Raw genomic sequence first — 12,777 nt, 5'->3', positions numbered from 1 at the left:
ACATGGCCGATCCCTCCAGCTACCGCCCCAGGCCGGGTGAGATCCCGGACTCCCCGGGGGTGTACAGGTTCCGTGACGAGCACCGCCGGGTGATCTACGTCGGAAAGGCGAAAAGCCTGCGCCAGCGCCTGGCGAACTACTTCCAGGACCTGGCGCACCTGCACCCGCGCACCCGGACGATGGTGACCACCGCCGCGTCCGTGGAGTGGACCGTGGTGTCCACGGAGGTCGAGGCCCTCCAGCTGGAGTACTCCTGGATCAAGGAGTACGACCCCCGGTTCAACGTCAAGTACCGCGACGACAAGAGCTACCCGTACCTCGCGGTGACGATGAACGAGGAGTTCCCGCGCGTGCAGGTGATGCGCGGTCACAAGAAGAAGGGCGTCCGGTACTTCGGGCCGTACGGGCACGCGTGGGCCATCCGGGACACCGTCGACCTGCTGCTGCGCGTGTTCCCGGTGCGCACCTGCTCGGCCGGCGTGTTCAAGAACGCCGCCCGCACCGGCCGCCCCTGCCTGCTCGGCTACATCGGCAAGTGCTCCGCCCCCTGCGTCGGCCGGATCAGCCCCGAGGACCACCGGGAGCTGGCCGAGGAGTTCTGCGACTTCATGGCCGGCCGCACCGGCACCTACCTCCGCCGTCTGGAGAAGCAGATGATGGAGGCGGCCGAGGAGATGGAGTACGAGCGGGCGGCCCGGCTGCGCGACGACGTCGAGGCCCTGAGGAAGGCCATGGAGAAGAACGCCGTCGTGCTCGCCGACGCGACGGACGCCGACCTCATCGCCGTCGCCGAGGACGAGCTGGAGGCGGCCGTGCAGATCTTCCATGTGCGCGGCGGCCGGGTGCGCGGCCAGCGCGGCTGGGTGACCGACAAGGTCGAGGAGATCACCACCGGCGCCCTGGTCGAGCACGCCCTGCAGCAGCTCTACGGCGAGGAGATGGGAGACGCCGTCCCCAAGGAGGTCCTGGTCCCGGCGCTGCCCGAGCCCGTCGAGCCGGTCCAGGAGTGGCTGACCGGCCGCCGCGGGGCGAACGTCTCGCTGCGCATCCCGCAGCGCGGCGACAAGAAGGCCCTCATGGAGACCGTGCAGCGCAACGCCCTGCAGGCGCTCGCGCTGCACAAGACCAAGCGCGCCTCCGACCTGACCACGCGCTCTCGCGCCCTGGAGGAGATCGCCGAGGCCCTCGACCTGGACAGCGCCCCGCTGCGCATCGAGTGCTACGACATCTCGCATCTCCAGGGGGACGACGTGGTCGCCTCCATGGTCGTCTTCGAGGACGGACTGCAGCGCAAGAGCGAGTACCGCCGCTTCCAGATCAAGGGCTTCGCGGGTCAGGACGACGTCCGCTCCATGCACGAGGTGATCACCCGCCGCTTCAGGCGGTACCTCGCGGAGAAGGAGAAGACGGGGGAGTGGGCCGACGGCTCCGGCAGCGAGGACGCCCTCACCGACGGCGACGGCACCCTCACCGACCCGGACGAGATCACCAACTCCCTCAAGGACGACGACGGCCGTCCGAAGAAGTTCGCCTATCCGCCCCAGCTCGTCGTGGTCGACGGCGGGCAGCCGCAGGTCGCCGCGGCCCGGCGCGCCCTGGACGAGCTGGGCATCGACGACATCGCCGTCTGCGGCCTCGCCAAGCGCCTGGAGGAGGTCTGGCTACCCGGCGACGACGACCCGGTGGTCCTGCCCCGCACCAGCGAGGGCCTCTATCTGCTCCAGCGCGTCCGTGACGAGGCCCACCGGTTCGCGATCACCTACCAGCGCACCAAACGCGCCAAGCGCTTCCGGGCCGGCCCCCTGGACGACGTTCCCGGCCTCGGCGAGACCCGCAAACAAGCGCTCATCAAGCATTTCGGCTCGGTGAAGCGGCTGCGGTCCGCCACAATCGAACAGATCCAGGAGGTGCCCGGGATAGGCCGGAAGACGGCCGAGACCATCGCCGCGGCCCTCGCCCAGGCGGCTCCGGCCGCACCCGCCGTGAACACGGCGACCGGGGAGATCATTGATGACGAGGAACCCGATACGACGGCGGGCTCCTCGGGGGAGCCCGTAACCGCGGGCCTCCCGGACGAACGACGGGGGCAGGAGAGATGACGGAGCACGACGCACAGCCCACAGCGGAGCGAGATCGGGCCCGCAAGGAAGCGGGGCGGGATTTGCCACCCCCCGCGGCGGGCGAACAGCCCGCGGCCCAGGAAAACGGAGCACAGGTGAGTACGGACGGTACGCCGGTCTCGGGCCAGGAAGCGGCCATCCCCGAGCTGGTGATCATCTCCGGCATGTCCGGAGCGGGACGGTCCACGGCGGCGAAGTGTCTGGAGGACCTCGGCTGGTTCGTCGTGGACAACCTCCCGCCCGCCCTCATCCCCACCATGGTCGAGCTGGGCGCCCGCTCGCAGGGCAACGTGGCGCGGATCGCGGTCGTCGTGGACGTGCGCGGCCGGCGCTTCTTCGACAATCTGCGCGAATCCCTCGCCGACCTCGACACCCGGGGCGTCACCCGGCGGATCGTGTTCCTGGAGTCCAGCGACGAGGCCCTGGTGCGCCGCTTCGAGTCGGTGCGCCGCCCGCACCCGCTGCAGGGCGACGGCCGCATCGTGGACGGCATCGCCGCCGAGCGCGAGCTGCTGCGCGAGCTGCGCGGCGACGCCGACCTGGTGATCGACACCTCCAGCCTCAACGTGCACGAGCTGCGCGCCAAGATGGACGCCCAGTTCGCCGGCGAGGAGGAGCCCGAGCTGCGGGCCACCGTGATGTCCTTCGGCTTCAAGTACGGGCTCCCGGTCGACGCCGACCTGGTCGCGGACATGCGCTTCCTGCCCAACCCGCACTGGGTCCCGGAGCTGCGCCCGTTCACGGGACTGAACGAGGAGGTGTCGGCGTATGTCTTCAACCAGCCCGGCGCGAAGGAGTTCCTCGACCGGTACGCCGAACTGCTGCGGCTCATCGCCGCCGGCTACCGGCGCGAGGGCAAGCGGTATGTGACCATCGCGATCGGCTGTACCGGCGGCAAGCACCGCTCGGTCGCGATGTCGGAGAAGCTCGCCGCGCGCCTCGCGGCCGAGGGCGTGGAGACGGTGGTCGTACACCGGGACATGGGACGGGAATGACGGAACGTACACGGCGGCTCGGCAGGCTGCGCCGGATGGTGCCGGAGGAGCGCTCCAGCCGTGCCACGGCCGAAGGGACGGCCCGCCCCGGCGAGGCCCGCGGCGGCCGGCCCCGGCGTCGGGGCGCTCAGCCGAAGGTCGTCGCGCTCGGCGGCGGCATGGGCCTGTCCGCCTCGCTCGCCGCGCTGCGCCGGATCACCGGCGACCTCACCGCCGTCGTCACCGTGGCCGACGACGGTGGCTCCAGCGGCCGGCTGCGCGACGAACTGGGTGTGCTGCCGCCCGGCGACCTGCGCAAGGCGCTGGCCGCGCTGTGCGGCGACGACGAGTGGGGCCAGACCTGGGCCCGGGTCATCCAGCACCGCTTCCAGTCCAAGGGCGATCTGCACGAGCACGCGGTCGGCAATCTGCTGATCGTCGCCCTGTGGGAGCAGCTCGGCGACCATGTGCAGGCCCTGGACCTGGTCGGCAGGCTGCTCGGCGCGCACGGCCGGGTGCTGCCCATGTCCGCCGTGCCGCTGGAGCTGCAGGCCCTGGTCAAGGGGCATGATCCGGAGCGCCCGGAGGACGTGGACACCGTGCGCGGGCAGGCGAACGTCGCCCTCACGCCCGGCGAGGTCCAGTCGGTGCACCTGGTGCCGAACGACCCGCCGGCCGTGCCCGAGGCCGTGGCGGCGGTCCTGGACGCGGACTGGGTGGTGCTCGGCCCCGGCTCCTGGTTCTCCTCCGTGATCCCGCACCTGCTCGTACCCGAGCTGCTGGACGCCCTCACGCAGACGAAGGCACGCAAGGTGCTGTCGCTGAACCTCGCCCCGCAGCCGGGAGAAACCGAGGGGTTCTCACCGCAGCGTCATTTGGAGGTTTTGGGGCGACACGCCCCTAAACTCGCCCTGGACGTGGTGCTGGCCGACGAGGCCGCCGTGCCCGACCGCGACTCGCTCACCGAGGCCGCCAAGCGGCTGGGAGCCGCGGTCGAGCTGGCGCCGGTGGCCCGGACCGACGGAACACCCCGGCACGACCCGGAGCTGTTGGCCGCCGCGTACGACCGTATTTTTCGGATGCATGGAAGGATCGGCCCATGGCGATGACGGCAGCGGTGAAGGACGAGATCTCCCGGCTACCCGTCACCCGGACCTGCTGCAGGAAGGCGGAGGTCTCCGCCATCCTGCGGTTCGCCGGCGGCCTTCACCTGGTGAGCGGGCGCATCGTGATCGAGGCGGAGCTGGACACCGCGATGGCGGCCCGCCGTCTCAAGCGGGACATCCTGGAGATCTTCGGCCACAGCTCCGAGCTGATCGTGATGGCGCCCGGCGGGCTGCGCCGGGGCTCGCGGTATGTCGTGCGGGTCGTCGCGGGCGGTGACCAGCTGGCACGCCAGACGGGGCTCGTGGACGGCCGGGGCCGCCCGATCCGCGGCCTGCCCCCGCAGGTGGTCTCGGGGGCCACCTGTGACGCCGAGGCAGCCTGGCGCGGGGCCTTCCTGGCACACGGTTCGCTGACCGAGCCCGGCCGTTCCTCCTCGCTCGAGGTGACCTGCCCGGGGCCGGAGGCCGCGCTCGCGCTGGTCGGCGCCGCCCGTCGGCTGTCGATCGCCGCGAAGGCCCGCGAGGTGCGGGGCGTGGACCGGGTGGTCGTGCGTGACGGCGACGCGATCGGCGCGCTGCTGACCCGGCTCGGCGCGCACGAGTCGGTGCTGGCCTGGGAGGAGCGCCGGATGCGCCGCGAGGTGCGGGCCACGGCCAACCGGCTCGCGAACTTCGACGACGCCAACCTGCGCCGTTCGGCCCGGGCAGCGGTGGCCGCCGGAGCGCGGGTGCAGCGGGCGCTGGAGATCCTGGGCGACGAGGTCCCCGAGCACCTCGCCGCCGCCGGACGCCTGCGCATGGAGCACAAGCAGGCCTCGCTGGAGGAGCTGGGCGCGCTCGCCGACCCGCCGCTGACGAAGGACGCGGTCGCGGGCCGTATCCGCCGGCTGCTGGCCATGGCCGACAAGCGCGCCGCCGACCTGGGCATCCCGGGCACGGAGGCCAACCTCAGCGAGGAGCTGGCGGACAACCTGGCGGGCTGACCGGCCCACCTCAACAGGCCGGTGCCGAGGCCCAGTCGGGGCTGCGGCACCGGCCTTCCCGTGCCTGGCAAGCCTTCATTTACATGGCCGTGAGGCGCTCTTGACTCGATCATCGTCTGACATGAGCCTGGCAACCTGTTCGCCGCTGTGGCGGACCACCGCTAGGGGGGTTCATGAGACACAGAGCGAGATCGATCCTCGCTGTCGGCGCGCTTCTGATCGGCGGAGCGAGCCTTGCACCCGTAGCCCAGGCACAGAGCGGAAGTCCGGCGAAGTCCGACCCGGACGCGGTCAAGGTCTTCCGTGCCGACGTCACCAAGCAGCAGATACCCCTGCTTCTCAAGGCCGGCCAGGACGGCGACGAACTCGCCGAGCAGGTCAGCGGAGGCGGAAAGGCCGGAAAGTCCGAGGTCGAGGTCTACCTCACCGAGCACCAGGCCGCCCAACTCCGGCGACAGGGCGTCGACCTCACCGAGCACACCGTCCCGGCCAGGGCGGAGGCCCGCATCGAGAAGGCGTCCCAGGGCGTGTTCCGCCCCTACAGCGGAAGCGGTGGGCTCAAGGAGGAGATCCTGCGCACCGCCCAGGCCAATCCCCGCCTGACCAAGGTCGAGTCCATCGGTAAGACGGTGGACGGCCAGGACATCCTCGCCCTCAAGCTGACCAGGGACGCCAGGCAGACGAAGGACGGCGCCAAGCCGTCCGTGCTGTATCTGTCCAATCAGCACGCGCGCGAGTGGATCACCCCGGAGATGACCCGGCGTCTGATGCACTACTACCTGGACCGCTACAGGACCGACAAGCGCATCCGGAGGATCGTCGACTCCACTGAGCTGTGGTTCGTCATCTCGGCCAACCCCGACGGCTACGACTACACGTTCAAGAACTCCACGACTCGCCTGTGGCGCAAGAACCTGCGGGACGTCAACGGCGACGGCGTCATCGGCACGGGCGACGGCGTCGACCTCAACCGCAACTTCCCCTACAAGTGGGGCTACGACGACGAGGGATCGTCCCCCGATCCGACCAGCGAGACCTACCGCGGCGCGAGCCCCGAGTCCGAGCCCGAGACCAAGGCGCTGGACGGCTTCGAGAAACGCGTCGGGTTCAGATACGCCGTCAACTACCACTCCGCCGCCGAACTCCTGCTCTACGGCGTCGGCTGGCAGGTCGCCACCCCCACCCCGGACGACGTCCTCTACAAGGCGCTCGCCGGCACCCCGGACGATCCGGCCATCCCCGGCTACCGTTCGCAGATCTCCTCGGAGCTGTACACCACCAACGGTGAGGCGGACGGGCACGCGTCGAACGTCAACGGCATCGCGATGTTCACCCCCGAGATGTCGACCTGCCAGACCGCGTCGGAGATCGACCCGAACGACGCCTGGAAGCCCGAGGACTGCCAGTCGGTCTTCAACTTCCCCGACGACGAGAAACTCATCCAGCAGGAGTTCACCAAGAACATCCCCTTCGCGCTCTCCGTCGCCGAGACCGCCGCGCACCCTGACCGGCCGGTCTCCTCGGTCGGGCTGAGCGCCGCCGACTTCACCCCGGCCACGTTCGCCACGTCGTACTCCCGGGGCGCGGACCAGGAGGTCTCCGTCGTCGTCCGCAAGGCGATCCGCGACAAGGAGCTGAAGTACCGCGTCGACGGCGGCCGTACGCACGACCGGGCGCTGCGGCGCTGGAAGGGCGGCAGGACCTACGGCGGCCACGACGACCTGTACTTCGACGAGTACCGGGCCAGGGTGCGGGGCGGCGAGCCGGGCGACAAGGTGGAGGTCTGGTTCACCGGCGAGGAGAAGGGCGGCAAGAAGGTCTCCAGCCCGCACTTCACCTACACCGTCGCCGAGCGGCCCGAGGCCGACACGCTCGTCGTCGCCGAGGAGGGCGCGGCGGCCGCACAGGCGCAGAAGTACCTGGACGCGGTGAAGGCGGCCGGGCACCGGGCGATCGTGTGGGACGTCGCCACGCAGGGCGCCCCGGACGCGCTCGGCGTGCTGAAGCACTTCCGCACGGTCGTGCACTACTCGGGCGCGAACGGCCCCGGCAACGCCACCCAGCTCCAGCTGCGCGCCTACCTCAACGAGGGCGGTCGGCTGATCGAGGCCGGTGAACTGGCCGGCGGCAGCGTCGACCTCGGCGGCGGCACCCTCTCGGACGACTTCAGCCAGTACTACCTGGGCGCCTACAGCCGTACGTCGACCAAGGGAGCCACCGGCTTCACCGGCACCGGCGCCCTGGACGGCTACTCCGGCGCCCTCGGTGACGCGCCCGGGAACCCGCTGGACGAGGCCGGTACCTACGGCGTCACCTCCGACGAGCTTCCGGCGTCCGCGTACCCGCAGTTCAAGAGCGCGGGCGCGGGCCGGTTCGCCGGGGCGGTGAGCCCCTACGGGCCTTACTCCGGCTCGTACATGGCCGCCGCCGTGCACACCGACGACGCCTACAAGCGCCTCACCCGCACCATCGACCTCACCGGTGTCAGCGCCGCCGACAAGCCGGCCCTCACCACCCGGCTGTTGTGGGACACCGAGCCGGGCTACGACCACGCGGTGATCGAGGCGCACACCGTGGGCGCCGACGACTGGACCACGCTGCCGGAGGCCGGGGGCGCCACGAGGACGGCCGTGCCGGCGGACTGCGGGCAGGGATTCCTGATCGCCGAGCATCCCTGGCTGAAGCACTACCTGACGCTCGCGAACAACGCCTGCACCGCGACCGGCGCCACCGGCTCCTGGAACAGCCTCACCGGCAGCTCCGGCGGCTGGCGGCAGGTCGGCTTCGACCTGAGCGCCTACGCCGGGAAGTCCGTCGAGGTCTCCATCAGCTACATCACCGACCCGGGCACCGGCGGACACGGAGTCCTCGCCGACGACGCCTCCCTCGTCGTCGGCGGGACGGCGAAGGAGACCGAGGGCTTCGAGTCGTCGCTGGGCGCCTGGCACGTGGCCGGACCGCCCGCGGGCAGCCCGCCGGTCCTGAAGGACTGGGCGCGCTCCGGAGCGCTGTTCCAGACGTACGGGGCGGTCACCACGGACCACACCGTGCTGCTCGGTTTCGGCCTGGAACAGGTGTCGTCGGCGGCCGACCGGGCAACCCTGGTGCGGAAGGCGTTCGCGGCGCTCGGAGGGTGAGGGGCGCCACGTTGACAGATCCCGCTCGCCTTGTTCCAACAGGTGAGCGGGAGCCCTCTCAACGGTGCGCGAAACGGGCCCTGATCAAGTGAGCCGACCCGCTCACGAACGAGTGAAGACGACGCGAAAACCGCCCGACATTCCGTACTAAATACGAGTGAAACCACTGCCGTTCCGGCACGGTCCGTACCCCTACTGGCGGGTACGGACCGCCTGCCCGTGTATGGGCCATCTCGATGTCACCCCGGGGCCCTCCGGGAGGTAGGGTCGGTGGTGGTCGGGGACATCCCAAACAGAGCTCGCCGGCACCGCATGGCCGGCGTACCAACGAGGAGATCGGTTCGTGACGATCCGCGTAGGCATCAACGGCTTCGGCCGCATCGGGCGTAACTACTTCCGCGCGCTGCTGGAGCAGGGGGCGGACATCGAGGTTGTGGCTGTCAACGACCTGGGTGACACCGCGACCACCGCTCACCTGCTCAAGTACGACACGATCCTGGGTCGCCTCAAGCAGGAGGTCTCCCACACCGCCGACACCATCACGGTGGACGGGCACACCATCAAGGTGCTCTCCGAGCGCAACCCGGCCGACATTCCCTGGGGCGAGCTGGGCGTCGACATCGTCATCGAGTCGACCGGCATCTTCACCAAGAAGGAAGACGCCGCGAAGCACATCGCCGGCGGCGCCAAGAAGGTCCTCATCTCGGCTCCGGCCAAGGACGAGGACATCACCATCGTGATGGGCGTCAACCAGGACAAGTACGACCCGGCGAACCACCACGTCATCTCCAACGCCTCCTGCACCACCAACTGTGTGGCCCCGATGGCGAAGGTCCTCGACGAGAACTTCGGCATCGTCAAGGGTCTGATGACCACGGTGCACGCGTACACGAACGACCAGCGCATCCTGGACTTCCCGCACAAGGACCTGCGCCGCGCCCGTGCCGCCGCCGAGAACATCATCCCGACCACCACCGGTGCCGCGAAGGCCACCGCGCTGGTCCTGCCGCAGCTCAAGGGCAAGCTGGACGGCATCGCCATGCGCGTCCCGGTCCCGACCGGCTCGGTCACCGACCTGGTCGTGGAGCTCGGCCGCGAGGTCACCAAGGAAGAGGTCAACGCCGCCTTCCAGAAGGCCGCCGAGGGCGAGCTGAAGGGCCTCCTCGACTACACCGAGGACCCGATCGTCTCCTCCGACATCGTCAACGCCCCGGCCTCCTGCACCTTCGACTCCTCCCTGACCATGGTCCAGGAGGGCAAGAACGTGAAGGTCATCGGCTGGTACGACAACGAGTGGGGCTACTCCAACCGCCTCGTGGACCTCACGGTCTTCGTCGGCAACCAGCTCTGATCGCCGCAGACCGCGGCAGCAGGACCTTGAAGTGAGAGCAGGGCTCGGGCAGCGCACCGCCGCGCTGTCCGGGCCCTGTCTCGCGTACGGACCACGTCCTTTTACGATCAGGTGCACCACGAGCCCTCCTTTGGAGTCCACCTCAATGAAGACGATCGACGAACTTCTCGCCGCCGGCGTGAGCGGCAAGCGGGTCTTCGTCCGCGCCGACCTCAACGTGCCGCTGGAGAGCGGCACCATCACCGACGACGGCCGGATCCGCGCCGTCCTGCCCACCGTCAAGGCCCTCGCGGACGCGGGCGCCAAGGTGGTCGTCGCCTCGCACCTGGGCCGCCCCAAGGGCGCCCCGGACCCCGCCTTCTCCCTCGCGCCGGCCGCCTCCCGCCTGGGTGAACTCCTCGGCTCCGCCGTGGCCTTCGCGACCGACACGGTGGGCCCCTCCGCCCAGGACACGGTCGCGGGCCTCACCGACGGCCAGGTCGCCGTCCTGGAGAACCTGCGCTTCAACCCCGGCGAGACCAGCAAGGAGGAGAGCGAGCGCGGCGCCTTCGCCGACCGGCTCGCCGCGCTCGCCGACGTCTACGTCGGTGACGGCTTCGGTGCCGTGCACCGCAAGCACGCCTCCGTCTACGACCTGCCGAAGCGGCTTCCGCACTACGCCGGCCACCTCATCGCCACCGAGGTCGGCGTCCTGAAGAAGCTCACCGAGGAGGTCAAGCGCCCGTACGTCGTCGCGCTCGGCGGCGCCAAGGTCTCCGACAAGCTCGCAGTCATCGACCAGCTGCTCGGCAAGGCCGACCGGCTGCTCATCGGCGGCGGTATGGCCTACACCTTCCTCAAGGCCAAGGGCTACGAGGTCGGCATCTCCCTCCTGCAGGAGGACCAGATCCCGGCCGTCACCGAGTACATGGAGCGCGCCGAGAAGCAGGGCGTCGAGCTCGTGCTCCCGGTCGACGTCCTCGTCTCGCCGGAGTTCCCCGACCTGAAGACCAAGGCCCCGGCCAACCCCACGACCGTCGACGCGGACAAGATCCCGGCCGACCAGGAGGGCCTGGACATCGGCCCGAAGACCCGAGAGCTGTACGCCTCGAAGCTCGCCGACGCCGCCACCGTGTTCTGGAACGGCCCCATGGGCGTCTTCGAGCACCCCGACTACGCCGAGGGCACCAAGGCGGTCGCCCAGGCCCTCGTCGACTCGAACGGCTTCACCGTCGTCGGCGGCGGTGACTCGGCCGCGGCCGTGCGTACGCTCGGTTTCGACGAGAACGCATTCGGCCACATCTCGACCGGTGGCGGCGCCTCCCTCGAATACCTCGAGGGCAAGACGCTCCCCGGCCTCGCCGCACTGGAGGACTGACCCCGCATGACCACTCGCACGCCGCTGATGGCGGGCAACTGGAAGATGAACCTCAACCACCTCGAGGCCATCGCGCACGTCCAGAAGCTCGCCTTCGCCCTGGCCGACAAGGACTACGAGGCCGTCGAGGTCGCCGTCCTGCCTCCCTTCACCGACCTGCGCTCCGTACAGACCCTGGTCGACGGCGACAAGCTCAAGATCAAGTACGGCGCCCAGGACATCTCGCAGCACGACTCCGGCGCCTACACCGGCGAGATCTCCGGTCCGATGCTGGCCAAGCTGAAGTGCTCGTACGTGGTCATCGGCCACTCCGAGCGCCGCCAGTACCACAACGAGACCGACGAACTCGTCAACGCCAAGGTCAAGGCGGCCTACAAGCACGGCCTGACCCCGATCCTGTGTGTCGGCGAGGAGCTGGACGTCCGCGAGGCGGGCAACCACGTCACCCACACCCTCGCCCAGGTCGAGGGCGGTCTGAAGGACCTCCCGGCCGAGCAGGCCGAGACCGTCGTGATCGCCTACGAGCCGGTGTGGGCCATCGGCACCGGCAAGGTGTGCGGCGCCGAGGACGCCCAGGAGGTCTGCGCCGCCATCCGCGCCAAGATCGCCGAGCTGTACTCGCCGGACGTGGCCGACAAGGTCCGCATCCAGTACGGCGGCTCCGTGAAGTCCGGCAACGTCGCCGAGATCATGGCGCAGGCCGACATCGACGGCGCCCTGGTCGGGGGCGCCTCGCTGGACGCCGACGAGTTCGTCAAGATCGTGCGGTTCCGCGATCAGTGACGCACGCTGTGAGTAGGCGGTAGCGGCGATACGTCGTACCCTTGCGGGGGCACAGCCGAGACGCTGTGCCCCCGTCGTCCATCCGAATCCGAGGAAGTTGGTCCAGCCGTGGTTTTGGGGTTCTCGATCGCCCTGATCGTCTTCAGCCTGCTGCTGATGCTGCTGGTGCTGATGCACAAGGGGAAGGGCGGCGGCCTCTCCGACATGTTCGGTGGCGGCATGCAGTCCTCTGTCGGCGGCTCCTCCGTCGCCGAGCGCAACCTGGACCGGATCACCATCGTGGTCGGCCTGCTGTGGTTCGCGTGCATCCTCGTCCTCGGCATCCTGATGAAGACGAACAGCTGACACCCGCACAGCACCCACATCACGCATATTCGGCACGTATGGCCCCATGTTCGGTACGCGCTCCTGGGCGCGGCCTATCATGGGGCTTGCGTCTAGGAGCGGGGCCCTTGTAACTCCAATCACTGGACGCGCGTTGGGCCTTACGTAGACTGAGGCGCTCGCGGCGAAGCGAAACGCCGACTCGCTTCGCGGCACCATCACGCAGGGAGTTACGACCGTGGCAAGTGGCAACGCGATCCGAGGAAGCCGGGTCGGGGCGGGGCCGATGGGCGAGGCCGAGCGCGGCGAGTCCGCGCCGCGGCTGCGCGTCTCCTTCTGGTGCTCCAACGGGCACGAGACGCAGCCGAGCTTCGCCAGCGACGCGCAGGTTCCCGACACCTGGGACTGCCCGCGCTGCGGCTTCCCGGCAGGTCAGGACCGGGACAACCCGCCGGACCCACCGCGCACCGAGCCGTACAAGACGCATCTCGCGTACGTACGGGAGCGGCGCAGCGACGCGGACGGCGAGGCGATCCTCGCCGAGGCGCTCGCCAAACTGCGGGGCGAGATCTAGCACTTGACACCGGCCGGGCGCCTTGAGGTGCCTGGCCGGAGCCGTATCCGCCCGCCGGCGGCCGGACG

The 12,777-nt window shown here is 70.0% G+C and carries 10 protein-coding genes; all 10 read left to right on the top strand.

Annotated elements, in window-relative coordinates; translation table 11 throughout:
- Window positions 1-2 precede the first annotated feature (2 nt).
- The 10 genes from uvrC (at window position 3) to ACFYOH_RS04635 (ending at window position 12,709) form a co-directional block, all read left to right on the top strand.
- Entirely contained in the window at window positions 3-2,099 is a 2,097-nt protein-coding gene (gene uvrC, locus ACFYOH_RS04680; protein ID WP_388621178.1) for an excinuclease ABC subunit UvrC, read from the top strand.
- Window positions 2,096-3,115 carry an RNase adapter RapZ gene (rapZ, locus tag ACFYOH_RS04675; protein ID WP_388621176.1) on the top strand — a complete coding sequence of 340 codons (1,020 nt, stop codon included), beginning with the start codon at window positions 2,096-2,098 and terminating at the stop codon, window positions 3,113-3,115. Before uvrC ends, rapZ begins: the two co-directional genes overlap by 4 nt.
- Window positions 3,112-4,203: a uridine diphosphate-N-acetylglucosamine-binding protein YvcK gene (yvcK, locus tag ACFYOH_RS04670; RefSeq protein WP_388621174.1), complete on the top strand. Its 1,092-nt coding sequence runs from the start codon at window positions 3,112-3,114 to the stop codon at window positions 4,201-4,203. The genes rapZ and yvcK overlap by 4 nt, the downstream gene beginning before the upstream one ends.
- Entirely contained in the window at window positions 4,194-5,183 is a 990-nt protein-coding gene (whiA, locus tag ACFYOH_RS04665) for a DNA-binding protein WhiA (RefSeq protein WP_030583311.1), read from the top strand. The genes yvcK and whiA overlap by 10 nt, the downstream gene beginning before the upstream one ends.
- A gap of 173 nt (window positions 5,184-5,356) precedes the next feature.
- Window positions 5,357-8,320 (top strand): M14 family zinc carboxypeptidase, encoded by a 2,964-nt coding sequence (locus ACFYOH_RS04660; RefSeq protein WP_388621172.1) that lies wholly within the window; start codon window positions 5,357-5,359, stop codon window positions 8,318-8,320.
- Window positions 8,321-8,663: 343 nt separating this feature from the next.
- Complete coding sequence (gap, locus tag ACFYOH_RS04655; protein ID WP_069781521.1) at window positions 8,664-9,671, top strand: type I glyceraldehyde-3-phosphate dehydrogenase; 1,008 nt, start codon at window positions 8,664-8,666, stop codon at window positions 9,669-9,671.
- 145 nt (window positions 9,672-9,816) lie between these two features.
- A complete protein-coding gene (locus tag ACFYOH_RS04650; protein ID WP_388621169.1) occupies window positions 9,817-11,028 on the top strand; it encodes a phosphoglycerate kinase in 1,212 nt (403 codons plus the stop codon).
- Between the two features lie 6 nt (window positions 11,029-11,034).
- A complete protein-coding gene (gene tpiA / locus ACFYOH_RS04645; RefSeq protein WP_388621167.1) occupies window positions 11,035-11,811 on the top strand; it encodes a triose-phosphate isomerase in 777 nt (258 codons plus the stop codon).
- Window positions 11,812-11,919: 108 nt separating this feature from the next.
- Window positions 11,920-12,156, top strand: coding sequence for a preprotein translocase subunit SecG (secG, locus tag ACFYOH_RS04640; RefSeq protein ID WP_388621165.1), 237 nt, complete (start codon window positions 11,920-11,922; stop codon window positions 12,154-12,156).
- A 217-nt stretch (window positions 12,157-12,373) separates the two neighbouring features.
- Window positions 12,374-12,709 carry an RNA polymerase-binding protein RbpA gene (locus ACFYOH_RS04635; RefSeq protein ID WP_078066843.1) on the top strand — a complete coding sequence of 112 codons (336 nt, stop codon included), beginning with the start codon at window positions 12,374-12,376 and terminating at the stop codon, window positions 12,707-12,709.
- Window positions 12,710-12,777: the final 68 nt, after the last annotated feature.

The organism is Streptomyces sp. NPDC007856, assembly GCF_042868225.1.
Taxonomy (GTDB): Bacteria; Actinomycetota; Actinomycetes; order Streptomycetales; family Streptomycetaceae; genus Streptomyces.
Note: the sequence above shows the minus strand (reverse complement) of the source record. Positions and strands in the feature narration are given on the sequence as shown.